Annotated in this window: 22 protein-coding genes and 1 pseudogene; 17 read left to right on the top strand and 6 right to left on the bottom strand. The window is 43.5% G+C overall.

The annotated features are described in order from the left end of the window. Positions 1-143 precede the first annotated feature (143 nt). Positions 144-514, bottom strand: a pseudogene (locus Q4B79_RS06990) (hypothetical protein). A gap of 73 nt (positions 515-587) precedes the next feature. On the opposite strand from Q4B79_RS06990, the gene Q4B79_RS06985 reads away from it, so the two are divergent. Then, positions 588-2,063, top strand: a complete 1,476-nt coding sequence (locus tag Q4B79_RS06985; RefSeq protein WP_303085705.1) for a UvrD-helicase domain-containing protein — start codon at positions 588-590, stop codon at positions 2,061-2,063. Between the two features lie 8 nt (positions 2,064-2,071). Here the strand turns inward: Q4B79_RS06985 and Q4B79_RS06980 are convergent, their stop codons facing one another. After that, positions 2,072-2,530: a YbaN family protein gene (locus Q4B79_RS06980; protein WP_303085704.1), complete on the bottom strand. Its 459-nt coding sequence runs from the start codon at positions 2,528-2,530 to the stop codon at positions 2,072-2,074. Positions 2,531-2,653: 123 nt separating this feature from the next. On the opposite strand from Q4B79_RS06980, the gene Q4B79_RS06975 reads away from it, so the two are divergent. From Q4B79_RS06975 to Q4B79_RS06960, 4 genes are all read left to right on the top strand, one after another. Further along, a complete protein-coding gene (locus Q4B79_RS06975) occupies positions 2,654-3,232 on the top strand; it encodes a biliverdin-producing heme oxygenase (protein ID WP_303085703.1) in 579 nt (192 codons plus the stop codon). Between the two features lie 27 nt (positions 3,233-3,259). Next, the gene (locus tag Q4B79_RS06970; RefSeq protein WP_303085702.1) at positions 3,260-3,997 is read left to right on the top strand and encodes a response regulator; all 738 of its coding nucleotides are present in this window, start codon (positions 3,260-3,262) and stop codon (positions 3,995-3,997) included. 92 nt (positions 3,998-4,089) lie between these two features. Further along, entirely contained in the window at positions 4,090-5,367 is a 1,278-nt protein-coding gene (locus Q4B79_RS06965) for a glutamate-5-semialdehyde dehydrogenase (RefSeq protein ID WP_303085701.1), read from the top strand. A 402-nt stretch (positions 5,368-5,769) separates the two neighbouring features. Continuing rightward, positions 5,770-5,982, top strand: a complete 213-nt coding sequence (locus Q4B79_RS06960) for a hypothetical protein (protein WP_303085700.1) — start codon at positions 5,770-5,772, stop codon at positions 5,980-5,982. Between the two features lie 392 nt (positions 5,983-6,374). On the opposite strand, the gene Q4B79_RS06955 is transcribed toward Q4B79_RS06960, so the two are convergent. Further along, entirely contained in the window at positions 6,375-7,556 is a 1,182-nt protein-coding gene (locus Q4B79_RS06955) for an amino acid aminotransferase (RefSeq protein ID WP_303085699.1), read from the bottom strand. Positions 7,557-7,670: 114 nt separating this feature from the next. After that, positions 7,671-8,588, bottom strand: a complete 918-nt coding sequence (locus tag Q4B79_RS06950) for a LysR family transcriptional regulator (protein ID WP_303085698.1) — start codon at positions 8,586-8,588, stop codon at positions 7,671-7,673. A 262-nt stretch (positions 8,589-8,850) separates the two neighbouring features. On the opposite strand from Q4B79_RS06950, the gene Q4B79_RS06945 reads away from it, so the two are divergent. Genes Q4B79_RS06945 through Q4B79_RS06935 form a run of 3 tightly spaced genes read left to right on the top strand, consistent with a single transcriptional unit; the run spans position 8,851 to position 11,959 of the window. Continuing rightward, positions 8,851-9,846: a DNA cytosine methyltransferase gene (locus Q4B79_RS06945; protein WP_303085697.1), complete on the top strand. Its 996-nt coding sequence runs from the start codon at positions 8,851-8,853 to the stop codon at positions 9,844-9,846. Further along, a complete protein-coding gene (locus Q4B79_RS06940) occupies positions 9,839-10,849 on the top strand; it encodes a DNA adenine methylase (protein WP_303085696.1) in 1,011 nt (336 codons plus the stop codon). Before Q4B79_RS06945 ends, Q4B79_RS06940 begins: the two co-directional genes overlap by 8 nt. Beyond that, positions 10,850-11,959, top strand: a complete 1,110-nt coding sequence (locus Q4B79_RS06935; RefSeq protein WP_303085695.1) for an HNH endonuclease — start codon at positions 10,850-10,852, stop codon at positions 11,957-11,959. Between the two features lie 55 nt (positions 11,960-12,014). Here Q4B79_RS06935 and dnaK read toward each other — a convergent pair whose 3' ends face one another. Beyond that, a complete protein-coding gene (gene dnaK / locus Q4B79_RS06930) occupies positions 12,015-13,925 on the bottom strand; it encodes a molecular chaperone DnaK (RefSeq protein WP_303085694.1) in 1,911 nt (636 codons plus the stop codon). Between the two features lie 272 nt (positions 13,926-14,197). After that, a complete protein-coding gene (grpE, locus tag Q4B79_RS06925; protein WP_303085693.1) occupies positions 14,198-14,722 on the bottom strand; it encodes a nucleotide exchange factor GrpE in 525 nt (174 codons plus the stop codon). Positions 14,723-14,843: 121 nt separating this feature from the next. Here grpE and Q4B79_RS06920 point away from each other — a divergent pair, with 121 nt between their 5' ends. From Q4B79_RS06920 to murF, 9 genes are all read left to right on the top strand, one after another. Next, the gene (locus Q4B79_RS06920; protein WP_303085692.1) at positions 14,844-15,095 is read left to right on the top strand and encodes a hypothetical protein; all 252 of its coding nucleotides are present in this window, start codon (positions 14,844-14,846) and stop codon (positions 15,093-15,095) included. A 232-nt stretch (positions 15,096-15,327) separates the two neighbouring features. Then, on the top strand, positions 15,328-16,164 hold the full coding sequence (rlmB, locus tag Q4B79_RS06915) for a 23S rRNA (guanosine(2251)-2'-O)-methyltransferase RlmB (protein WP_303085691.1): 837 nt from the start codon (positions 15,328-15,330) through the stop codon (positions 16,162-16,164). A 215-nt stretch (positions 16,165-16,379) separates the two neighbouring features. Further along, the gene (locus tag Q4B79_RS06910; protein WP_303085690.1) at positions 16,380-17,210 is read left to right on the top strand and encodes an FKBP-type peptidyl-prolyl cis-trans isomerase; all 831 of its coding nucleotides are present in this window, start codon (positions 16,380-16,382) and stop codon (positions 17,208-17,210) included. A 93-nt stretch (positions 17,211-17,303) separates the two neighbouring features. Continuing rightward, complete coding sequence (gene rsmH / locus Q4B79_RS06905) at positions 17,304-18,266, top strand: 16S rRNA (cytosine(1402)-N(4))-methyltransferase RsmH (RefSeq protein WP_303085689.1); 963 nt, start codon at positions 17,304-17,306, stop codon at positions 18,264-18,266. A 74-nt stretch (positions 18,267-18,340) separates the two neighbouring features. Then, the gene (locus Q4B79_RS06900; RefSeq protein WP_303085688.1) at positions 18,341-18,721 is read left to right on the top strand and encodes a cell division protein FtsL; all 381 of its coding nucleotides are present in this window, start codon (positions 18,341-18,343) and stop codon (positions 18,719-18,721) included. Next, the gene (locus Q4B79_RS06895; protein ID WP_303085687.1) at positions 18,714-20,708 is read left to right on the top strand and encodes a penicillin-binding protein 2; all 1,995 of its coding nucleotides are present in this window, start codon (positions 18,714-18,716) and stop codon (positions 20,706-20,708) included. The genes Q4B79_RS06900 and Q4B79_RS06895 overlap by 8 nt, the downstream gene beginning before the upstream one ends. Positions 20,709-20,720: 12 nt before the next feature. Continuing rightward, a complete protein-coding gene (locus tag Q4B79_RS06890) occupies positions 20,721-22,274 on the top strand; it encodes a UDP-N-acetylmuramoyl-L-alanyl-D-glutamate--2,6-diaminopimelate ligase (protein WP_303085686.1) in 1,554 nt (517 codons plus the stop codon). After that, positions 22,271-22,939: a hypothetical protein gene (locus Q4B79_RS06885; RefSeq protein WP_303085685.1), complete on the top strand. Its 669-nt coding sequence runs from the start codon at positions 22,271-22,273 to the stop codon at positions 22,937-22,939. Before Q4B79_RS06890 ends, Q4B79_RS06885 begins: the two co-directional genes overlap by 4 nt. Positions 22,940-23,061: 122 nt before the next feature. Beyond that, positions 23,062-24,573, top strand: a complete 1,512-nt coding sequence (murF, locus tag Q4B79_RS06880) for a UDP-N-acetylmuramoyl-tripeptide--D-alanyl-D-alanine ligase (protein WP_303085684.1) — start codon at positions 23,062-23,064, stop codon at positions 24,571-24,573.

Here is a 24,573-nt window from a genome sequence, read left to right as displayed (position 1 = left end):
TGGTGTTGACACATCAGGGGAGGGTGTATCGGAGGGAGGGGGTTGTTAGGGGGGGGCAGAGAATACTTCGCTACTTTTGTTTTGTCTGGTGTCTGCACTTTTGGGATTGGCGTATTCCGTTTTTGGGGCTGTACTAGACAAGCCTAAGCTTCACACCATTTTCTCCAAATTTTCAGCTTTTGAGAGGGTGTACCATAATTAAACCCAAACCCACATTCTTTAATAAAAGATGAAAGTTTTTCTTGTCAGTGTCATTACGCTTTCTAAGTACTCGTTTGCCTTTACGAATACCACCAAAGTAGCTTTCATTAAGTTTGATTTTACCATCAAACACAGTGTAAGCTTCAAGATTGAGATTGTATTCTATCACAAGGCTGATTTTGTGGTAGAATAATATGGTTGTATTAGAGTGAATGCCGAGTAAATTAAGCTGATGAACAAGTAGTTATTTACAGCACAAAAATTCAGGCGGTTCAAGTTGTGTTTTACTTGATTTACAATGGATTATATTTATAAAACTAGTGTCTTATAAGTGTTATACTAGTCCAGTTCTTTATTTTTATTGTTTTTGATGTATTGTTATTCTCATGATTTGTTATACGCCCACTGATGAACAACAATCCGCCCTAGACATGGCGATGTTGGGGGATTCTTTTAAGATTGTGGCGTATGCAGGGGCTGGAAAAACCACTACTTTAAAGCTGATTAGTGAAAACCTGCGTGGGTGTGGGTTGTATTTGGCATTTAATAAATCCATTGCGAATGAAGCACAAGGAAAATTCCCTTCCAATGTACGCTGTCAAACTTTTCACTCACTTGCTTTTCGCCATGTTTCAAGGGATATTACCGCCAAGGTAAGTTTGCCAAGGCTTACCCCTGCACGACTGGCAAAGGAGCTAAACCTCTCTTCTATTGAGGTGCAAAGAAGTGTTGATGGTATTAATAAGCCCGTCGTATTAACCCCCGAAAAGCTTGCCAATATGGTTAGTGAGGCGGTCAGTACATTTTGTAAGACATCAAGTGGCTATCCTGCACCACGCCATATTACGCCACCAACTTGGTTAAGCGATGCTGATAAAGCTCGTCTGCAAGAGCTACTCTATCCTGCCTTTGAGTACCGCTGGCTGTCATCGATTGACCCACGACATCAAGCAGGGATTGGGCATGACGTTTATCTTAAACTTTGGACGCTGTCAAATCCTGTTATCCCTGCTGATTTTATTTTATTTGATGAAGCCCAAGATGCTGACCCGCTCATGATGGGAGCGTTGTTGAAGCAGGATAAACAAACCATCTATGTGGGCGATGCTCATCAGCAGATTTATGAATGGCGAGGAGCGGTCAATGCCATGAAGCGTTTGCCTTATCCTGCCACCTTATTGACTCAATCATTTCGTTTTGGCGAGGAGATTGCTAAGGTTGCCAATCTCTTCTTAAAAGCCCTCCAAGAAACCATTCCACTAAGAGGCAATCCACAAAAGCACTCGGCAACCGCTCAATTATTGACCCATGGCAAAAAAGATGCGGTTTTGTGTCGTACAAATGCCAATGCTATGGCACAGCTTCTTTTGGGGCAAAAACTAGGTCATAAAGTTGCTTTGCAGGCTGATGGTGCGAGGATTTTGAGATTTTGTCAAGGAGCGGATAATCTAAAAAACGGTAAGATGGTGTATGGCGTGCCAGAGCTTGCTTATTTTGGTCGTTGGGACGAAGTTAGAGAGTTTAGCGAAACAGGTGAGGGTAGCGACCTAAAAACATGGGTAAAGCTCATCGAAGAGTATGGCACAAAAACCATTACCTCAGCCATCAATAATTTGACCACATACAGTCATGCAGACTATGTTGTCTCTACCGCCCACAAATCAAAGGGGTTGGAGTGGGCAAGAGTGCAAATTGGCGATGATTTTTTGTATGATGTTAATCGCCAAGTGGTAAAAATCACACCTGAGGAACTTCGCTTGCTTTATGTGGCTTGCACTCGGGCAAAAGAGGTGTTAGACGTGAATAATATCAAGGGGTTGTTATCGGGACTTGCGGGTGCTAAAAAGTTGGTGTATGGCTAATTTGGCGGCTAGGCATCGGGAAATTTTGCCATCCAAATTGCACTAATGAGGCAAACACACGTTACCACCACAGCTATCCATAATTTGTCGCTAGGTAGCGTGTAGTATAGCAGGGCGGACGAGAGTGTCATCATACTCCATGCCAGATATTTGGCAAAACGTGGAATGGCACGTTTTTCTTCCCAGTCTTTGAGTATTTTGCCAAACAGCTTATGTCTAAGTAACCATTCATGAAAACGCTTCGAGCTTTTTGCCCAGCAATAACCTGCCAATAAAATAAACACCGTCGTTGGTACGCCTGGTAAGATTATACCCAAGATACCAAGTCCCACAAACACAAATCCCATCACAAAAAACACCCAACGCATGATGGTATTATTGTGTAATTGATGGGTGGGCGGTGTGGGCTTTGATGGGTCTAAATGGGTCATGACATCAATGGCGACGAAATGGTTTTGGACTAGCATGATGATAAGAATATCATAAAGTTAATAAAAAAGAAATTATTTTATAAATAAAAATCATTATTTATTATTTACAAAAGATAAAAGTTGAGTTATCTTATCACTATTTGGATACTAGGAGTTTATATGACACAGCAACCAACCTTGACAGAAGCTCTAAAAGCTCATTCACGTACCACACATGATGCGGTGGATAAGCTGGTCATGAGCATGCAGCCATTTGCCAGTCATGATAATTATCGTAAATTCTTGCAGGCACAGTATGAATTTCATCGTACGGTTCAGCCGATTTATTCTAATGAAAAAATCGCTGGTGGTATTGAGGGGTTGACACAGCTGTCTCGCTTCGAACGTGTCAAATCTGACATGCAGGATTTGCAGGTAGCACCCTACGAGGGCGATATGGAGCGACCAGTGTTTACAGATGATGAGGCGATCGGTTGGCTGTACTGTGTCGAAGGGTCGAATGTCGGTGCGGCGATTTTGTATCAAGAAGCAGGTAAAATTGATTTAAAAGATGATTTTGGTGCCTCTCATTTGGCGGCACACCCAGACGGTCGCATGCCTCATTGGCGTGCTGTGAAGGCCAAGATTGATGCCTTACCCATTTCTGATGAGGGTAGGGTGGCTGCTATGAAAGGGGCAGATGATGCGTTTGCTTATTTTAAACGTGTCATTCGTCAGGTATATGGTGTAACAGCGTGATTTTGTCCAGTCAAGTGGCGAAAACCATTGAAAAATTCATTACAATCCATGCATGTACTTATTGTTGAAGACGACCCAGCGATTGCTACCACGTTGCGTTTTGCCCTAGAACGTGAGGGCTATTCGGTGGCATGGGTGGACATGGCAACAAAAGTGCCACCTTGTCTTGACGTACCACAGCTAGATGCCATTGTATTGGACGTGGGCTTGCCTGATGGCGATGGTTTTGCTGTGTGTCAAAGCGTGCGTCAAGGTGGTCGCCATGCTCATGTGCCGATTGTGTTTTTGACAGCACGTTCAGATGAGGTGGACCGTATCTTGGGGCTTGAAATGGGGGCAGATGATTATATTGCCAAGCCATTTAGCCCCAGAGAATTGATTGCACGACTTAAAGCCATTTGGCGTAGACAGAGCGTTTTTGCGACAGCCAAAGAGAGTGCGGTGGTGGACTTTGAAAAGAGTATTGCTGGACAAACATGGCGGTATCAAACCTGTGATTATACGCTTTATCTTAATAACCACGCTTTGCTTTTATCCAAGATGGAACTTGCCATCATGCTGACATTGCTTGCCAATCCTGTGCATGTATTGACCAGAGAGCAGATTTTGGCGAAGGTATCTGACCACCCAGAACATCGCCTGTTGCGTACGGTTGATGCTCATATTAAGAGTTTGCGTCAAAAGCTCTCCTCTGCCTGCCATCATGAACTGATTATTACTCATCGAGGGTTGGGCTATGGTATGGCAACATCGCCACATGAATAATAAAAGGCGATACACACCCTTTTGTATTTACTCTTGTAATTTTAAGCCAACCTCTATAAGGTAAAACAGATAATCAAAACCAAGAGAATGTTATGACTGATTTAGCCACCTACATGAGTGAAGTGGGGCAAAAAGCCAAAACCGCCGCCGCCTTACTTGCTCGTGCCGACACCAAAACCAAAAATCACGCCCTAACTTGTATCAAAAACCAAATCATCGCCCACAAAGATGAGATTTTATCCGCCAATGCCCAAGATGTCCAAAACGGCAAGGATAAAGGCTTAGAGCCTGCTTTGCTTGACCGCCTTGTGATTAGCGAAAAAGTGTTTAATGGCATTTTAAGCTCGCTTGATGATGTGATTGGTCTGCCCGACCCCATTGGCGAGGTAAGCGAGCTGACTTATCGCCCAAGCGGTATCCAGCTTGGTAAAATGCGAGTGCCACTTGGGGTGGTTGGCATGATTTATGAAAGTCGTCCCAATGTTACGATAGAGGCGGGGAGTCTTGCGATTAAGTCGGGCAATGCCATTATTTTGCGTGGGGGGTCGGAGGCGTTTTATTCTAACCAAGCCCTTGCCAAGTGCGTGCATTTGGGCTTGGAGCAGGCGGGTTTACCTACCGATGGCGTGCAAGTGCTTGCCACCACCGACCGTAATGCGGTGGATAAGCTCATCACGATGGTGGGCGTGGTCGATGTGATCATTCCTCGTGGGGGGCGTGGGCTGATTGAACGGATTGCGAGTAATGCTCGTGTGCCTGTGATTAAGCATTTGGACGGTAATTGTCATACCTTTGTGGACAGTTTTGCTGATGTAGAAATGGCGGTAAAAGTGTGCGTCAATGCCAAGACTTCTCGCTACTCGCCTTGCAATGTCATGGAAACCTTGCTGGTTCATGCTGATATTGCCAAAGTTGCCTTACCACAAATCGCCAAAGCCATGCATGATGTGGACAATACCATGATATTTAGGGTGTGTGAAATTTCCCACAAGCTTCTAGACGGTCATGGGCTAAACCTAGAAACGGCAACAGAGGACGACTGGTACACCGAATATCTTGCTCCCATGCTGGCGGTCAAAGTGGTTGACGACCTTGACCATGCCATTAGCCACATCAATCACTATGGCTCGCACCATACCGATGTGATTATCACAAATAGTTATGAACACAGTCAGCGATTTATCCGTGAAGTGGATTCTAGCTCGGTGATGGTTAATGCGTCTAGTCGTTTTGCTGATGGCTTTGAATATGGGCTGGGAGCGGAGATTGGCATTTCTACCGACAAAATCCACGCTCGGGGACCTGTGGGCTTGCATGGCTTGACTTCCCAAAAATGGGTGGTGTTTGGGCATGGGGAAGTGCGAAGTTGAGCTTAAACGTAAAAACCTGATGAAAAGATCAGGTTTTTTATTGACAGTCAAAATTTTATAAAATATAATGATTATCGATATTGTTTTTAATATCAATTTTATTTAAATCCGTAATCTAGGAGTTATCTATGAAAAAAACATAAAAGCATCCATTTTGGCTGTGGTATTTGTGATGATGACAAGTAGTGCTTTTGCAAATAATGCGTCAAATCATCAAATAAAAGTAGATGTTGCCAACCAAGCTGTGAGTGGTAAGCCTAGTTTGCTAAAAAAATCACTTAGAACGAATATTTCAAGCGATGAGGAGTGTTATATCATGTGTTCACATTTTTTATGGACTTGACCTCAGGATTTGCAGTCTAGTGATTTTAGAAGATGTTTTCGTGAATGTAGGGGTACATTATGAATAAAGAATTTGCGATACACACCAAGCAACATGCTCTGCAAGCGGTGGAGCATTTAACCTCTGTTTTGTATCTGTCAGAGTTTGGCGACTGTTCGCCAGAAATACAAGAGAAATTTAAGCGTGGTGTCGGTGTCTTGATTGGTAAAATTCAGATGGAGATCTTAGAGGAGATAAATTCAGCGTTCCCAGAGCTTGATGATTTAAAGTAGGGTTGGCTGTTTTGGTAAAATTCATCTTGTTATTCATCTTTAAAACACGCTCAGTTGGGCGTGTTTTTTGGTTGTGATTTTGGCAAATTAGAGTTAAGGCTTGATTGGTATAATCCAATTTTTGCCAATTAAGTCTTGTCAAATTGCTATTCATCACATAAGTTTGTTCACTCTTTTGGCAATCAAATAATACACCTCATTTTTGGGTAGACAAGCGTCTTTCAAAATAGTCTTTGGTTTGTTCTATGCTGTCATTTGGGTTGTTGTGAGGCCTGCCAAATTTTAATCTATATGGTTGTAAACTTGATGATGTGTCTCACTCGCGGTTTTTTAATTGCGTACTGAAAAAATATGGCTCAAAAATGAGCCATATCGTATGGATAAAGACAGGGTTATTTCAACACTTCGGCAATCGCATTTGCCACATAGTCCACATTTTTGTTATTTAGACCAGCGACACACATACGCCCATTTTCCACCATATACACGGCAAATTCATCACGCAAACGCACGACTTGTGGGGCGGTCAAGCCTGTAAAGCTAAACATTCCTTTTTGTTTGGTAAAGTAGCTAAAATCACGGCTTGGCAATCGCTCTTCAAGGGCTTTTTGGAGCTTTTCACGCATATCGGCAATGCGGTCTCGCATCTCGTACACTTCGCCCACCCATTGATTGTACAGGTCATCGCTGTTCATTACGATGTCCACCACGCTGTTGCCGTGTGCTGGTGGGCTTGAATAGATGCGGCGAACGGTGAATTTTAGCTGACCTTGCACCACATCGGCTTCGGCTTCGCTTGGGCAAACAACTGACAATCCGCCAACACGCTCGCCATAAAGCGATAAATTCTTAGAAAATGAATTGGACACAAAGAACGACAAGCCCATATCATAAGCCTTGCGAATAGCATAAGCGTCCTTGTCCATATCCACGCCAAAGCCTTGATAGGCAATGTCCATAAAGGCGATAAGTTTTCGCTCTTTAACGACTTCTAGTACTTTATCCCACTCACTTTCGCTCAAATCCACGCCTGTGGGGTTGTGGCAACAAGGGTGCAAAAGTACGGTGTCGTTTTCGTTTAGGGTGTTAAAGAAAGCGAGCATTTCGTCAAATTTCACCCCAATGGTTTCAGGGTTGTAGTAGGGGTATTTGGCGACTTTCATTCCCGCCCCTTCAAAAATACTGATGTGGTTACCCCAAGTTGGGTCGGAGACATAGCACACCGAATTTGGGAACCATTCGTGGATAAATTCCGCTCCCACCTTTAAAGCACCACTTCCACCCAAAGAGGCGATGGTGGCGACATTGGCTTTGGTTTCGCCAAATAGCAAGCGTTGGCAAGCATCACGGTAGCCTTTTAGGCCGTCCATCGGTAGGTAGCCACGGGGTTTTGGGGGGTTTGCGATGGTGGATTCGGCTTTTTTGACGCATTCAAGCACGGGCAATTTGCCATCTTCGGTATAATAAACGCCCACGCCCAAGTTTACCTTGATGTCGGTGCGAGTATCCTGAGCAAATTTATCCATCAAACCCAAAATCGGGTCGCCAGCATAGGGGGTAACGTGGTTAAACATAAAATCACCTTTGGTTGTTGTAAAATTGTAATCGTTTCAGTATAACGCAAAATAAGGCGGTTGTGTGGAAAAATTTTATCGGATTTTTTGATAAAAATCACGCATGGTATGACATTACATGATGTCTTGGTTGCTCGCCAAAAAATCCCCTGCGTTGTTAATTAAAAATTCCTTAAAAGCGAGGGCAGCAGGCGAGAGTGAGCGGTTTTTGTGGGTATAGAGTAAAAATTTACGCTCCACCACAGGTTCATGAATGGGTCTCATGGCAAGTCCATACAGCTTCACCCAGTCAGCAGCGTAAAGCAGGCACAGGGTAACGCCTAGCCCCATTCTGGTCATGCCAAGTGCGGTGGATAAGAAGTTAATCTTAAATTCAGGGTTAAAGATGCGACTTGAAATGTGGTTGGGGAGCTCGTTTTGTAGTCCTTTAATGAATGGACCGTTGAGTGTGATAAGTTTTTCGTTTAATAAATCCGTCCATAGCACCTTGTCTTTTTGGGTAAAGGGGTGGCTAGGTGGTAGTACCAAATAAAAGGTGGAGCTAAACAGCACGTCTACACGCAAGTCGTTGGAGTGGCTACGCTCAGGAGCGACTCCCAAATCCGCCTCCAAGTTTTCGATGTGTTCCACCACTTCATTGATTGAGCAATCTGTGAGCGTTACCTGAATGTTGGGGTGTTGCTCGCAGAATTTGGCGATAAATTTTGGCATGATGGAAGCGGATAGTTGCTGGGATACAGCAAGGCGGATATGTCCTTGATGTAGGGATTTTAGGTTGTTGACATTTTCGCCTAATACTGCCATTTCGTTTAGGACTCGCTTTGCTTGCGGTAGTAGGCGTTGTCCTGCGTCGGAGAGGTGGAGCTTTCTGGTGGTGCGGTCAAAGAGCTTGATGTCTAGGTTTTGTTCAAGCTCCTTAATCAGCCCTGATAGAGCAGACTGCGTCAGGCAGAGTGTCTCAGCGGCTTTGGTAAAGCTGTTTTGTTCGGCGACCAGTACAAAGGCTTTGAGTTGGCGTAGGGTGGTACTCATCATCATCTACCTTGATAAATATATAAGATGATATTATAAATGATAATCGCCAAGATACAAGGGGTAGCAGAGGTATTTTTTGAGTGGCTGTTCCGCCACCACTTTTTTGGGGTAAATAGTGGGCTTGGGGTGTGGCGAGGGACACTCTGTTAGGGTTGCTTGCATACGACCATGCGGAATACAATGATATTTTTAGGTAAAAGAATATAAAAACCACCAATTTTATATTATAATTAACAGTTTTTGGATTAAAATAATCATAATGCCACTAACTTACATAGACTTATTTTCAGGAGCGGGCGGACTATCTTTAGGCTTTGAGCAAGCTGGCTTGAAGCAAATTCTTTCGGTGGAGATTGAGCCTAGCTACTGTGAAACTTATCGCCATAATTTTCCACATCATGCTGTTTTACAAAAAGATTTAATCCAGTTAAGTGATGATGATTTACTTGCCGAACTTAAAGGGCAAAAAGCAGATATTGTGATTGGTGGTCCACCATGTCAGGGCTTTTCTATGGCGGGTAAAATTGGGCGAACTTTTGCTGATGACCCACGCAATCACTTGTTTAAAGAGTTTGTGCGAGTGGTTAAATTGACTGCCCCCAAATTTTTTGTAATGGAAAATGTGGCACGACTTTATACCCACCAATCAGGCAAAACACGCCAAGAAATTATGGTGCATTTTCAAAATCTTGGTTATCAAGTGGAATGTAAAGTTTTGAATGCGGTGGATTTTGGTGTGCCACAAAATCGCAGTCGTGTGGTGTTTATTGGACGAAAAAATCAAGGCAAGATTGTTTTTCCAAAACCATTGCTAACGCCACAAAAAACCGTTTTTGAAGCGATTGGGCATTTCCCAAAATTGTTGGCTGGCGAAAATTATCCCAATATTCCCAATCACGAAGCGATGAACCATACACCACAAATGCTTGAAAAAATGGCATTTATCAAAAATGGTGGCGACAGGGGTGACATTCCTGAAAATTTGCGACCCACTTCGGGTGATGTGCGAAAATACATTCGCTATCATAGTGATAAACCTGCGGTGTGTGTTACAGGTGATATGCGAAAAGTCTTTCATTATGAACAAAATCGTGCTTTGACTGTGCGAGAGTTGGCAAGTTTACAATCTTTTCCCGATGATTTTGTGTTTTGTGGGCAAAAAATCGCCCAGCAACAACAAGTTGGCAATGCCGTCCCCCCGTTATTGGCAAAAGCGATTGCCGAATGTATTTTAAAAATGAACGAAAATGAATAAACCAAAATACCCAAAAATCAATTATATCGGCAATAAAGAAAAAATTGCTGGCTGGATTTGCGACCAATTACCTGCCGATGTTCAAACCGTTGCTGATGTGTTTAGTGGTGGCTGTTCGTTTTCATACGAAGCCAAAAAGCGTGGCTTATCTGTCATTGCTAATGACATTTTACAAATCAATCATCAGCTTGCCCTTGCTTTAATTGAAAACAATGATGTAATTTTAAATGATGACGATGTGGATTTGATTTTTTCAGGCAGCCTGAAAAATGGGTTTATGACCGAGCATTATTCTGATGTTTTTTTCTTTGAACAAGAATGTCAGGAACTGGATTTGTATCGTCAAAATATTGAAAAATTAGACAATCCGTATAAAAAAGCTCTGGCTTTTGCCCTAATTCGCCGAGCAATGATTAGAAAAATGCCTTATTCTCGTTTTACTATTCCTTGGGAAAAAGTAAAGCAACTCCGTGATGAAGAATACAGCTATGCCAAATATGGTCGCAGGCGTGCTTACCACAATCAATCATTTGAATTTCATTTTCGTGAAAATTTGATTGATTACAATAATGCCGTTTTTGATAATGGTAAAACGCATTTTTCTTATAATGAAGATGTATTTGATTTATTGGAAAAAATTAAAGCGGATGCTGTTTATCTTGACCCACCTTACACAGGGACAATGAACAATTATTTTGGCTTTTATGGTTTATTAGACAGTTATATTTCATCATCTATTGCCAAACCCTTTGCTAATCATTTTATGGATAAAAAGCAAGCCAATTCATTATTTCAATCACTGATTGAAAAATTAAAGCCATTTAAATATTGGCTATTGAGCTACAATAATGTTTCTTCCCCTAATCGTGAAGAATTGGCACAAATGCTCTCTGAAAATGGGCGAAAAGTGAAAATTTTAGAAACACCCCATATTTATAAGGTAACAGGTAAAGAAAACAAGCAAAATCACAAGGAAATTTTGTTTTTGGTGGAGAATGTTTAAATGCAGATTTATGAAGATTATTGGGAATTAACCAATGAATTTACTGATTATAATGGCTCAAAATTTCTTACTGTTTTGACATTGTGCATAAATTTTATTGATGAATGTAAAAAACAACCAACTTTGCAGTATAGTGCAGAATTGTACAAGACTTTGCAGGAGTTAATAAGTCAGCACCCCGAAATGGTTTCCACAAAAACAGGCGAACCTAAAAATTTGGCATCAGTTAGAAAATCCATTAACCAGTTGGTAAAAATGGGTTTTATTGAGCCATTTTTAGAGGGCTACACGCCTTTATCTCGTGATTATGTGAATGCTCGTACCAATAAAAAACGCCAAACTTTATTATCCAAAATTGTTTATACACATTCAGCTTTTGGGCGTTCGGTAACGGAACATTCTGATATTCGCCAAATGAACTTTTTGATTAAAACCTTGGTGGAACACCCAGAAGGTAAATTAAATAAATCCGAAATTGCAGCCTTAATGTTAGTGGATTTGGAAAATTATCCCAATGACCATTTAAGCAAAACAGAATTGGATACTTATTTACAGCAAGGCATTCAATCAGGCTTTATTGAAAGAAAATACAATCAAATTAGTTATTTGTGGAATTTATTGGCAAAATTAGACAACTTGAAACGAGTAAATGACGATTTGTATTTTGCCGAAGATGCCGAGCGTATTTTTGGCAATTTAGATGATTATCTTGCTAAAAAAAGAGATCCTTATTTACATCGTCTATATAAAAATCAACTTTTTGAAGAAAGTGAATTTTACTATGGTGGCAGAAAATGTATGCTGGAAAAATTATCTTATCCTGTTTTGATTGCCAGTCATATTAAGCCATTTATTCAGTCCAACGATAATGAAGCCTATGACCCGAATAATGGCTTGTTATTAAGTCGGACTTTGGATAGCTTATTTGATTTAAAATATATTTCCTTTGATGATAATGGCAATATGTTGAAATCAAAAAGATTATCCGATGATGTTTGGCAATATTGGAAACACATTAAATTGGACGCTGTTTTGCTGAATGATGAACGTAAACGTTATTTGGCGGAGCATAGAAATCTATTAGCACAAAAAGATGATGGTGTAATATAAAAACAAGCCCCCAATTTTCATTGAGAGCTTATTTTCTTTACCTTAAAGACAAAGATTATTTATCCTTAACCTCGGTAAACTCAGCATCTACCACGCCATCATCTTTGGGTTGGCTTTGTGGCTGGGCTTGCTCAGCACCTGCACCGCCTTGCTCTTGGCTATAAATCTTCGCACCGATTGGCAAGAAAGCATTATCAAGCGCTTCTAGCTTGGCTTTGATTGCGTCCACGTCATCTTCTTTGGTCGCAAGTTCTAGCTCACTAATCGCAGTCTCAACCGCTTTTTTCTCATCATCAGTAGCTTTATCGCCATTTTCTTTTAGGGCTTTTTGCACCGCACTGATACGACCGTCTGCCTCGTTACGAGCATTGGCAAGTTCAGCAAACTTCTTATCCGCTTCGGCATTTGCCTCCGCATCACGCACCATTTGCTCGATTTCTTCGTCAGACAGACCGCTATCCGCTTTGATTTGGATAGATTGTGATTTGCCTGTGCCTTTGTCTTTGGCGGAGATATTCATGATACCATCTGCGTTGATGTCAAAGGTCACTTCAATCTGTGGCACGCCACGTGGTGCTGGTGGAATGTCGGTTAGGTCAAAGTTGCCCAAAAGTTTGTTTTGGTTGGCAATCTTACGCTCGCCTTGATACACTTGGATAGATACCGCAGGTTGGTTGTCGGCAGCGGTTGAGAACACTTGTGATTTTTTGGTAGGAATCATGGTGTTCTTTTCGATGATTGGGGTCATCACACCACCCATCGTCTCAATACCCAAAGTTAAAGGCGTTACATCAAGTAGTAGCACGTCTTTTTTGTCACCTGCCAATACCGCACCTTGAATCGCTGCACCGATGGCTACTGCTTCATCAGGGTTTACATCTTTACGAGGCTCTTTGCCAAAGAATTCTTGTACCTTTTGTTGGACAAGAGGCATACGGCTTTGACCACCGACTAGAATAACATCATCAATGTCGCTTGCTGATAAACCAGCATCCTCCAACGCAATCTTACAAGGAGCAATGGTACGAGCCACCAGCTCTTCGGTTAGGCTTTCTAGTTTGGCACGAGTAATGGTAATCACAAGGTGCTTAGGACCTGTGGCATCTGCCGTGATATAAGGCAAGTTCACTTCGGTGCTGGTAGCAGATGACAGCTCAATCTTGGCTTTCTCGCCTGCTTCTTTTAGGCGTTGCATGGCAAGTGGGTCGCCTTTAAGATTGACGTTTTGTTCTTTTTTGAACTCGTCCACCAAGTAGTCAATGAGTGCAATGTCAAAGTCCTCACCGCCCAAGAAAGTATCACCGTTGGTGGATAATACTTCAAATTGCTGTTCACCATCTACGTCCGCAATCTCAATGATGGACACGTCAAAAGTACCACCACCCAAGTCATACACCGCAATCGTGCGGTCGCCTTCTTTTTTGTCCATACCAAAGGCAAGGGCGGCAGCGGTAGGCTCGTTGATGATACGCTTGACATCAAGCCCTGCAATACGACCTGCATCTTTGGTGGCTTGGCGTTGGCTGTCGTTAAAGTAAGCAGGAACGGTTACTACCGCTTCAGTAACAGGCTCGCCCAAGTAGTCCTCAGCAGTCTTTTTCATTTTTTTCAAAACTTCGGCTGAGATTTGTGGTGGGGCTTGTTTTTTGCCGTTCACTTCTACCCACGCATCGCCATTGTCGGCTTTGACGATTTTGTAAGGCACAAGACCGATGTCTTTTTGTACTGCTTGTTCATCATAACGGCGACCGATAAGGCGTTTTACGGCAAATAAGGTGTTTTGAGGGTTAGTTACCGCTTGGCGTTTGGCGGCTTGACCAACCAAAGTCTCGCCATCTTTGAATGCCACGATAGACGGCGTGGTTCTAGCACCTTCTGCGTTTTCAATGACTTTGACGTTGCCATTTTCAAGTACTGCCACACAAGAGTTGGTTGTACCTAAGTCAATACCAATGACTTTACCCATAGTTTTTCTCCGATTATTTAAGTTGATGTTTTTGGCAAGATACAAAACATCTTTGCCAAACTTGTCTGGTATAATTTGTGTCAAATTTGGATTTTCAAGGGAAATTTTTTAAAAATTTTAAAATTTATTTTGTTAAAATTTTGTGTTAATGCCTTGAAAATATTGGATAAATCCACAGTTTTTTAAAAAACCGTTCGTGGTGAGCTTGTCAAGCCATTGAACGGTTTTCTTTCACCCTTCGACTTGGCTTAGGGTGAACGGAAAACCAAAAATCACGCCCCCACCAGCACCATCGCAGGGCGGATAGAGCGTTCATTTAGGGTATAGCCTTTTTGTAGGACTTGACCGATAACATCTTTATCGGCATCAGGGAAAACGCCCACCGCCTCGTGTAGCTCAGGGTTGAATGCCTCGCCTACCTCGCCCACGGCAACCACGCCATTTTTTTCAAGCGTGCCAAGCAAGGATTTGTGCGTTAGGCGAAGTCCTTCAAGTACACTCTCGTCCGCCCCTGCTTTCTCGCTTGCCTCCAAGCCTCGCTCTAAGTTGTCCACCACATCAAGAAGTTCTTTGGCAAACTTTTGTAGGGCGAATTTTTTCGCCTTATCAGTTTCTTGCTCCATTCTACGCTGTGCGTTGTAGCTTTCGGCATTGGCACGAGCGGCAGCCTCTTTTGCCTCCTTGACTTCGGCTTGTAGGGCTTCAATTTGGGCGATGAGGACTTGTAGCTCGCTGACCTCTTGGTTTACTTCTTGCTCTGAGGTGGTGTTGGTTTGGGGGGTTTCTTGCTCGCTCATAGGATTCTCCAAAGATGTTTAATTTCCCTATTGATAAGGGGGCTTGGGGGAAATTTCAAGGGATAATGAACGCTTTGGTAAAAATTTTGTTATAATGAAACAAATCTTTTTGGAAAAAATTATGCTCGTTTTAGACCTACCGCCCAGCGTTGAACAAGCCATCATCGCCAAAGCCCACGCCCAAGATTTAAGCGTGAGCCAATATGTCCAAAGCCTAATTCCTAATGAGCCTGATGAAAATTTGGCGTGGGAATATGGCAAGGATTTATTTGGTCGCTACGCCGAAAGCGAAGATGGCACATTAAGCCAAAATATCAAAACTTTGGTCGCTCAAAAGGTGCGTGAAAAATATGGCAAAAATAGCGAAGTGTAGGGGCGAATGACATTCGTCCAAAAATCTATTATTTTAACAATAGACTTCCTGTAAAACTAGGTTTTCCGTTCGCCCTGAGCCATGTCTGCGGGTGGCGGAAAACCGTTAGGTTTCCCAAGCTCACTTTGAGCGGTTTTCCTTGTTTTTGGGTTTTTCAGGAAGCCTAATAGGGCAAATATGATTTGCCCCTACAAGTCCCCATAATACTATTTATCTCTTTTGGAAAAAAACAATGACCCAAAAACCCATTAAAAAAGACAAAAAATCCTTTGATAAATTTGATAAAAAATTTGACAAAGCCGATAAGAAAAAACCCGCCACGCCCCATTTTTATGGCATTCACGCCATCAAGGCGATTTTAAACACCCGCCCAATGGACGCCAAAGCCCTATTTGTCCAAAGCTATGACAACCACCAAAACCAAGACCACGCTGACATCATCGCCCTTGCCCAAAGTCTTGGCGTGTCGGTACAAACCGCCCAAAAAGACAGCCTAACCGAGCTTTGTGGTAGCACCCAACATCAAGGCGTGGTTCTATCCGCCCGCCTGCGTGCGATGAGTGATGAGGGCGTGCTTGATGACTTGGCAGGGCAGGCGGGTGCGGTGTTTTTAATCCTTGACCAAATCACTGACCCGCACAACTTCGGGGCGTGTTTGCGTACAGCAAGTGCAATGGGTGTAACAGCCGTCATCGTGCCACGCCATCAAAGCGTGGGGCTGACCCCCACCGTTGCCAAAGTCTCGGTAGGTGGGGCGGAAAGTGTGCCTGTGGTGGCGGTAACCAACTTAGCCAGAACGCTTGAAAAGCTAAAAACAGCAGGCGTGTTTGTCTTTGGTACAGCCCTTGATGAAACCGCCAAGCCCTTGCAGGCGTGTGATTTTGGCGGCAAAGTGGCGATTGTGATGGGCTCAGAGGGGGACGGCATGAGACGGCTGACCGCCGAGCTGTGTGATACGCTCGTTTATATCCCGATGATAGATAATCCTGACCGTCCCCAGAGCCTAAATGTCTCGGTAGCGACAGGCATGGTGCTATGGGAAGTGTTTCGCCAAAAGTTATCACGATGAATTTGCCTGACAAATGCTCCATAAAATACCAACAGACAGATAAATTAACAATAATCATACTTAAAATATGCCGAATCGTTAAAGTTTTGAAAAATGGCAATGGCGATTTTTGTGATTTTTTGGTATGATATGGCGTATTTTCGCCATGTGATTTTGGATTTAGTTAAATTATCAAAATTAGCATGGTTTTCACACTTATTAAAAGAGATATCTTAATGAAACATTCACGCACCGCCTTTTTAATGACTGCCTTGATGGCATCAATTCTTGCTTTGACTGGTTGTAACGGTGGCGAAAAAACAAGCAATGCCAGCACGTCAAGCATCAGCGATAAAAGCTCCGAAATGGACAAAATCAGCTATATTTTGGGTCATGATGCAGGCAGAAACCTAAAATCTATGGATGCTGACATTAATCCAAAAATCATCGCCGCTGCGTTGGCTGAGGGTTTTGAGGGTAAAGACAGTAAATTTACCGATGAGCAGGCTCGTGCCATTTTTGAAGAATACCAAAAACGCAAAGATGAAGAAGCCACCAAAGAAGCAGAAGCCAAAGCCCAATCTAATAAAGAAGCAGGTGCAAAATTTTTAGCCGAAAATGCCGCCAAAGAGGGTGTCAAGAGTACACCATCAGGACTACAATATAAAGTCATCACAGAGGGTACTGGTGCCAAGCCAAAAGCAACTGATGTGGTGGTGGTAAATTATGAGGGTAAAACCATCGACGGTAAAGTGTTCGACAGCTCTTATGAGCGTGGCGAGCCAGCCCAGTTTGATTTATCTCAGATGATTCCAGGTTTTACTGAGGGCATTCAGCTTATGCCAGCAGGCAGTAAGTACGAGCTGTATATGCCAGCAGAATTGGGTTATGGCGAGGCAGACATTCCTGAGATTGGACCAAATAGTGTGCTGATTTTTACGGTTGAGTTACTTGACGAAGAAACCGCCAAAAAGTCCATGGCAGAAGCCCAAGCCAAAGCAGAAGCTCAGATGGCAGAGCTGATGAAGCAAATGGAAGAAGCCCAAGCCAAAGAAGATAAAAAATAACACACGCCGATGAGCGTCATTGGCACTCATCGCCCGTCAAAACCAAGTGCGTGTCGCTCTTGGTTTTTGTTGCTTATTAATTGATAAAGAAACATGACTGACACCAAAGCTCAATTTCAGCATCAGACAGTACTTTTAACCCAAACCGTAGCACAGTTGTTGGGTGAGCGTGATTTGTCTGACATTTCGCCCAAAACAGGCGTGTACGTTGATGCGACATTTGGGCGAGGGGGTCATAGCCGCCTACTGCTTGAACATTTGAGCGAGAACAGCATGCTCATCGTTTTTGACAAAGACCCAGAGGCGATAGCAGTTGCCAAAGATTTAGCCAAAAATGACAAGCGTGTGATGGTGGTGCATGACAGTTTTGCCAAGCTCAATTATCATTTAGAAAAACTAAGCATTCCTCATGTGGACGGTATCATGGCGGATTTAGGGGTGTCCAGTCCTCAGCTCGATGATGGTTCTCGTGGGTTTAGTTTCATGCGAGATGGGGTAGTGGACATGCGTATGGATACCAGTCGTGGGCAAAGCGTGGGGCAATGGTTGGCAGAGGTAGACGAGGAGACGCTCGCCAATGTCTTGTATGAATATGGTGAAGAGCGTCATAGCCGTAGAATTGCCAAAGCGATTAAGGCGATGGAAAGTTACAATTCCACCTTAGAGCTTGCCAAAATCATCAAAGAGGCTCACCCCGCTTGGCAAAAGGGTAAACACCCCGCCACACAGAGTTTTCAGGCGATGCGGATTTTTATTAATAATGAATTGGGCGATGTTAAAGATTTTTTACATCAGACATTGACTGCATTAAAAGCGGACGGACAGCTTGCTCTGATTAGCTTTCATTCATTAGAAGATCGTATCATTAAGCAATTTTTAAATAATCACAGCAAAGGCAGATGGGAGGGCGATGAAACTTTACTCATGCCTCCCAAGCGAGAAAAATATTTTGAAAAGCCTTATCGCATTGCACCCAGCGATGAGGAAGTACGCACCAATCCACGAGCCAGAAGTGCTTATTTGCGTGGGGCAAGGCGAAATGCTACGCCAGTCTAAGCATGTGGACTTGTTGAGGCATTTGAGGTACTTGGCGGATTTTGCACCATTTAATCATTACTTATAATAATATCATGAATCATCGCACCGACACGCAGTTACAAGAATACACCACAGAGCAGGTTGGTTTATTGGGTCTGTATCGGCTGATTGTCGGTGCGTTGTTACTTGCCATCCTAATGACGGGTGTCATGATTGTCATTCAAACTCAAAAACGCCACCAAACCTATCAAGAGTTGGTTCGTCTAAAACAAGCAATGACGGAGCTACAAATTGAGGAGAGTCGTCTGCTTATCGAACAGCAGACATTTAGTGCAACACCGCAGGTGGCACAGCGTGCTGTTGGGGAGCTTGCCATGTATTACCCGAGTGTCAAGGAGCAGATTATGGGCGAGCCTGTTAGCATGGATAATGACACCAGCATCAAGCAATTAAGTGGGGGGCTACATGAATAACAAAACCAAAAACCAAGTCCCAAATGACAAAGCCTCAAATAAAGACATTGCAGAAAAACTCAATAAAATTGGCAGTTTGGGTAAAAAAACAAGCAAAGAAGGGGCGGTAAAACGCCAATCTACCCAGACCAATACAGGCAAACCCAAAAAAGGCTCTGGCGTGTCTTTGTTGGGTGGGCTTCAAGACATCAACCGCTATCGTGCGATTTGGGCGATTATGGCGTTTTTTGCGGTGGTGTTATTTGCCAGAGCTTATTGGTTGCAAGTCATCAAATCGGATTATTATATCGCACAAGGCAATAAGCTCATTACCGCCAAAAAACCCCTCGTGGCTCATCGCGGCATCATCTATGACACAAATGGCATTCCATTGGCAGCTAACGCTCCTCTAACCACTGTGATTTTTAGTCCTTATGACTATGCACAAGTATATTATGATCTAAAAAAGAAAGCCAAAAACGCCAAGAGTGAGGCAAGCCGTGAGGCTTATGAACGTGAATTAAATGAGCTTGATTTGGCAAAGTTGGCAGATGCCAGCGGTGTTTCACGTGAAACCTTAGAGCGAGCAGTAAATATTAAACTTGATGTGGACTTGGATGACCCAGAGAGTGTCCAAAATGCTCTGCCGCATGGGGCAGGTTCAAAGCGATTGGTGCTTTTAAATAAAGTAGCTCCTGAGGCGACTCATGCCGTTACTGCGTTGAATTTTAAAGGTGTATTCAAGGAAAGCGTCGATAAGCGTTATTATCTACAACCAGAGTCTATGGCACAGATTTTGGGGTATATGGGTTACTCACAAGATGAGGCTTCGACATATGGCGGGCGTGCTGGTATTGAATTAAAATACAATTCGGTGTTGGCAGGGCAAAATGGTCAAGTACTAACCTTGCGTGCCGTCAAAGGTGCAATTGGCGAAATCAAGGAATTATCCCCAAAAGTAGAGGGTAAAGACATTCATCTGACCATTGATTCACGATTGCAATATATTTTATATAAAGGTCTAGAAGAATTGGGGCGAGTACAGTCTGCACGGTCTAGTTCAGGCATGATTGTGGATGCAAAAACAGGCGATGTACTGGCGATGGCATCATGGCCCTCCTTTAATTCCAATGATTTATCCAAGCGACAAGGGGCAAGTGAGCGTAACCGTCCTGTGCTAGATACTTTTGAGCCTGGCTCGGTCATGAAACCCTTTACGGTGGCGGCCGCCCTAGAATCTGGCAAATACTCTACTCGTACATTAATTGATGCCAGTGGCGGCTCAATGAGGATTGGGGGCTATAATATCAGAGATGGCGGTAATTATGGACGCATGACGATGGGAAAACTCATTCAAAAATCCTCCAACGTTGCCTCCGCCAAGATTGCTCTTAGTTTACCATATGATGCCATTGCAAACATGCAACGAGAGTTTGGTTTTGGTCAAAAAACCGCTTTAAATTTCCCCTCAGAAGCATCGGGTAGGGTGGATATCCCTACCGAAAAAGACGTTACTCGCCGAGCGACATTGTCATATGGCTACGGACAATCGGTAACGTTGGCACAGATTTCTCAGGCTTATGCCGCCCTTGCCAATGACGGCATGATGAATCAATTAAGACTGGTAAAAAACGAGTCGGTATTGCCAGCCAAACAAATCATTCAGCCCAAGTACGCCAAAGACATCACCAATATGATGATTAGCGTTACTGAAAAAGGGGGTACTGGCATGGAGGCTGCCATTAATGGCTACCATGTGGCAGGCAAGACAGGAACTTCACGGCGTGCTAAGCCAACAGGAGGCTATTATAGCGACCAGTATCGCAATGTTTTTGCAGGGTTTGTGCCTGCGACCAATCCTCGTTTTGTGGCGGTAATTTTGGTGGAAGACCCTAGAAAGGGTAAGTACGCAGGGCAGACAGTCGCTCCTGTTTTTGCCAAAGTGATGAAAGAGAGTCTGCGTCTATATAACGTCCCCTACGATAAGCCACTTGATTTAAAAGAGTAAAAAGGAAATGCCATGATGATGTTGACTGATTTATTTACTAAGTTTGACGTATTGCCAGAGGAACTTGCCAACCTACAAGACTTAACCCTAGCCAATTTGCCTTTTAATGCCCTACAAGTGGACAGCCGAAAGGTGGCGGATGGCGATGTGTTTATTTTATTAAAACCGCAAGGAAGCGAGCCTGATTTTGAGAAGATCAAATCGTATCTCAATCAAGTGGCGGACAAGGCGGTATTTGTACTATCCGAGCTTGATTTGTCGGTGATTTCTGACTTTGTGATTGGCTATGAAACGCCCATATTTATCACGCCAGACATTCGCACCTATTTGGGCGATTTGATTAAATTTTCCCTGCAAAATCAATCGCCTAGCACTTTACCGACCGTCATTGCCGTAACGGGCACGAATGGCAAAACCACCATTAGCCAGCTTGTCGCCCAATTCGCTCACTTGGCAGGACAAAAAACGGCGGTAATGGGTACGGCGGGGAATGGTGTTTTGGGCGAGAATGGACTAAGCGATTTAACCCCCAGCACCCACACCACGCTAGAAGTTTTTGCCCTGCAAAATGCCCTATATGATTATGCCAAACAAGGCGTAGAGACCCTATCCATTGAAGCAAGCTCGCACGGCTTACACCAAAACCGCTTGCAGGGCGTGCCTGTATCGGTTGCGATTTTTACCAATTTAACAAGAGACCACTTGGACTATCATCACGATATGGACGAGTACGCCTGTGCTAAGTCTCGTTTGTTTGACAAAAATCTATTCCCCTATTTGACCCACGCCATTATCAACCTTGATGATGAATACAGTCAGATTTTTATTGATAAAGCAAAAGCGTCCAATTTGACGGTGTGGACTTATAGCCTAAATGATAATGGGGCGGACATTGTCGCCACAAACATTGCCCCAAGCCTTGACGGGGTGGGCTTAACCATCGCCACGCCAATGGGCGAGATGACGGCAACGAGTCCGCTACTTGGGCGGTTTAATGTCGCAAACCTACTTGCAGGGGTGGGGGCAAGCCTTGCGACGGGCATTGACCTTGATAAAATTGCAAGTGCTATCAGCCACTTAAAAGGGGCAAGTGGACGAATGGAGCGAGTGCCGTCCAAATTTGGGGCGTTTATTGTGGACTATGCCCACACGCCTGACGCGACCGAGCAGGTGCTGTCAAGCCTACGCACGCATTGCACAGGGACGCTGTTTGCGGTCTTGGGCTGTGGGGGCGACAGGGACAAGGGCAAACGCCCATTGATGACCAAATCCGCCCTAAAATTTGCCGATAAAGTGATTTTGACTGCCGACAATCCTAGAAGCGAAGAGCCTTTGGCGATTTTAAAGGATATGCAAGAAGGCTTGGATTGCGAAAGTCATTATAAAATTGAAATTGAGCCTGACCGCAAATTGGCGATTGAGCTTGCGGTAAAATTAGCAGGCGAGAATGACATTGTGGCGATTCTTGGTAAGGGACATGAAACTTATCAAGAGATTCAGGGCGTACGCTATGACTTTGATGATAGAGTGGTGGTGGGGGAGATGGTTGGGAAATTTGGCAAATGAGCAAAAAATATTTATTAAATGCCCTACCACCCAAATTTATCAATATCGCCAAAAGTGCCATTAAAAATGAAATAGCACGCCACACTGCCCTAAGAAATGACGATAACACGCCTGATGAAATTTTGGCAGAAATTGATTATGGCAACGACATTCCCATTTTAAAAGGCGTGCTTGATGAAATGAATAATTCCCACCAAACGGTAATGGGCGATTTGTATGTGGTAAGCCAAAATGCAGACGGTACAGAAACGACTTTACAACGATTTGGTAAGCCCATTCCGAGTGGCGAGACGGTTTTGTTGGTATTTTTGGCAAAGAATTTTGATGAAGCTTGTGCTATTAAAAATCAGTTAATGGATTTTGAACCTTATGAGCCAATGCCGACTAATATCGCCATCAATGAGCATTATGTATTAAAAAAGAACAAAGAACGCTATGCCTTAGAAGTCATTATTTATCAACCGCAGAATTTTGGCGGTATTTGGCAGTGTGACTATCATATTGGGGCGAATGTGCCAGACTTTCAAAGTATTTATCAGACCGTGTATGATACAAACGGATTGGCAGTTTTAGAGCAAGCTCTTAAAAGTATAAAAACCCAATTAACCAAGTTTGGGAGATTGGACTTTAAAGTATTAGCCAATGAAATGTCCAATCACGAATAATAGTAGGTATTGAGATGATAATTTTCAATCAATCGTGAAAAAGCAAAATAACCTTGATTGGTATTTTGGTATTTAAACCCCCGATGTTTTAATTCTTAGTTTTACTAAATTTGAGTATAAAAATGACCCCCTATATTTGGCAATTTGACAATTTAAATACCGCTTTAAGTGAGCTTAACCCCATTTGGCACGGCGAATTTACCGCCCAAAGCACCAAAATTACCACCGACACTCGCACGATTAACGCAGGCGATATTTTTTTGGCAATTAAAGGCGATAATTTTGACGGACACGAATTTGTGAACCAAGCCCTTGAAAAAGGGGCGGTACTGGCGATTGTCAATGAAAAAGTAGAAAGCGACTTGCCCCAGCTTATCGTGGGCGACAGCAAAAAAGCCCTAGGACTGCTTGGCAAATACCGCAGAGACGCACTCCCTGACCTACAAGTCATCGCCTTGACAGGTTCAGCAGGTAAGACTACTACCAAAGAAATGCTAGGTTCAATTTTATCCCAAGTCGCCCCCACACTCATCACTCGGGGTAATTTGAACAACGATTTGGGCGTGCCGATGATGTTATTAGAATTGTGTGATGAGCATCAATTTGCCGTGCTAGAACTTGGGGCGAACCACATTGGTGAGATTGCCTACACCACACGCCTTGTGTCGCCTGATGTTGCGTGCGTGCTTAATATTGGCACGGCTCATTTGGGTGAGTTTGGCGGTCGGGAAAACATTGCCAAAACCAAAGCCGAAATTTTTGAAGGTTTAAATGAAAATGGTGTGGCGGTATTGCCCTATGGCGATGATTTTTTTGAACAGTTGTTGGACATTGCCAGTCGCTTTACCAATCAAATTCTGACCACAGGCGAGCAAGCCGTTCCACCAAGAGAAGCGATGGATTTTTCTAAACTCTCCGAAGTCGAACAAGCCGAGCTTGACAAATTAGACTTTGTGCAAGTGATGGGCGATGTCTTTGCCGATGATGTGGAAGTTTTGGCGGACAAGGTCAGCTTTGATGTCTATGTCAATTTGGCGGTGGATGAGTTTGATGAAGGAGCGGTGCTACTGCCCTTTGCAGGTAAGCATAATGTCGACAATGCTTTGTCGGCGGTGGCGTGTGCGTTGGCGTTGGGTCTTGATTTATCGTTAATTATCAATGGTTTAAACAATGCCAAACCCGCCAAAGGGCGGTTAAACTTCAAACCGTTTAACAATCATCTGATTATTGACGACACTTATAACGCCAATGTCCCTGCAATGATTGCAGGCTTAAAGGTGCTAAACGCCCAAAAATTCCTTGATGAAAAGCCATTTGACAAAACCCTAATGGTCATTGGCGACATTGGCGAGCTGGGCGATGACGCAGTTACTGAACATCAATCGCTTGGCGAGCAGATTGGACAAATTGGCGTGGATAAACTGATTTGTGTGGGCAGTCTAATGAAAAATACGCACGAATTTGCCCAAAAGGCAGACATTGACAGTGTGCATTTTGATGACAAGACCCAAGTCGCCCAAGCCATTTTGTCCACGATTAACAATGGCGAAAACTGGGCAATGCTGTTTAAGGGGTCAAGATTTATGGCGATGGAGACCCTAATTCACGATTTAACAAAAACGATAGGCGAGTAA

The organism is Moraxella sp. (genome assembly GCF_030525845.1).
GTDB lineage: Bacteria > Pseudomonadota > Gammaproteobacteria > Pseudomonadales > Moraxellaceae > Moraxella.
This window is presented reverse-complemented; position numbering and strand designations above follow the sequence as displayed.

Excerpts from the sequence above, each read along its gene's own strand:
- Q4B79_RS06985 (WP_303085705.1), top strand. The coding sequence starts at position 588 with ATGATTTGTTATACGCCCACTGATGAACAACAATCCGCCCTAGACATG.
- Q4B79_RS06980 (WP_303085704.1), bottom strand. The coding sequence starts at position 2,530 with ATGCTAGTCCAAAACCATTTCGTCGCCATTGATGTCATGACCCATTTA.
- Q4B79_RS06975 (WP_303085703.1), top strand. The coding sequence starts at position 2,654 with ATGACACAGCAACCAACCTTGACAGAAGCTCTAAAAGCTCATTCACGT.
- Q4B79_RS06965 (WP_303085701.1), top strand. The coding sequence starts at position 4,090 with ATGACTGATTTAGCCACCTACATGAGTGAAGTGGGGCAAAAAGCCAAA.
- Q4B79_RS06960 (WP_303085700.1), top strand. The coding sequence starts at position 5,770 with ATGAATAAAGAATTTGCGATACACACCAAGCAACATGCTCTGCAAGCG.
- Q4B79_RS06955 (WP_303085699.1), bottom strand. The coding sequence starts at position 7,556 with ATGTTTAACCACGTTACCCCCTATGCTGGCGACCCGATTTTGGGTTTG.
- Q4B79_RS06950 (WP_303085698.1), bottom strand. The coding sequence starts at position 8,588 with ATGAGTACCACCCTACGCCAACTCAAAGCCTTTGTACTGGTCGCCGAA.
- Q4B79_RS06945 (WP_303085697.1), top strand. The coding sequence starts at position 8,851 with ATGCCACTAACTTACATAGACTTATTTTCAGGAGCGGGCGGACTATCT.
- Q4B79_RS06940 (WP_303085696.1), top strand. The coding sequence starts at position 9,839 with ATGAATAAACCAAAATACCCAAAAATCAATTATATCGGCAATAAAGAA.
- Q4B79_RS06935 (WP_303085695.1), top strand. The coding sequence starts at position 10,850 with ATGCAGATTTATGAAGATTATTGGGAATTAACCAATGAATTTACTGAT.
- dnaK (WP_303085694.1), bottom strand. The coding sequence starts at position 13,925 with ATGGGTAAAGTCATTGGTATTGACTTAGGTACAACCAACTCTTGTGTG.
- grpE (WP_303085693.1), bottom strand. The coding sequence starts at position 14,722 with ATGAGCGAGCAAGAAACCCCCCAAACCAACACCACCTCAGAGCAAGAA.
- Q4B79_RS06920 (WP_303085692.1), top strand. The coding sequence starts at position 14,844 with ATGCTCGTTTTAGACCTACCGCCCAGCGTTGAACAAGCCATCATCGCC.
- rlmB (WP_303085691.1), top strand. The coding sequence starts at position 15,328 with ATGACCCAAAAACCCATTAAAAAAGACAAAAAATCCTTTGATAAATTT.
- Q4B79_RS06910 (WP_303085690.1), top strand. The coding sequence starts at position 16,380 with ATGAAACATTCACGCACCGCCTTTTTAATGACTGCCTTGATGGCATCA.
- rsmH (WP_303085689.1), top strand. The coding sequence starts at position 17,304 with ATGACTGACACCAAAGCTCAATTTCAGCATCAGACAGTACTTTTAACC.
- Q4B79_RS06900 (WP_303085688.1), top strand. The coding sequence starts at position 18,341 with ATGAATCATCGCACCGACACGCAGTTACAAGAATACACCACAGAGCAG.
- Q4B79_RS06895 (WP_303085687.1), top strand. The coding sequence starts at position 18,714 with ATGAATAACAAAACCAAAAACCAAGTCCCAAATGACAAAGCCTCAAAT.
- Q4B79_RS06890 (WP_303085686.1), top strand. The coding sequence starts at position 20,721 with ATGATGATGTTGACTGATTTATTTACTAAGTTTGACGTATTGCCAGAG.
- Q4B79_RS06885 (WP_303085685.1), top strand. The coding sequence starts at position 22,271 with ATGAGCAAAAAATATTTATTAAATGCCCTACCACCCAAATTTATCAAT.
- murF (WP_303085684.1), top strand. The coding sequence starts at position 23,062 with ATGACCCCCTATATTTGGCAATTTGACAATTTAAATACCGCTTTAAGT.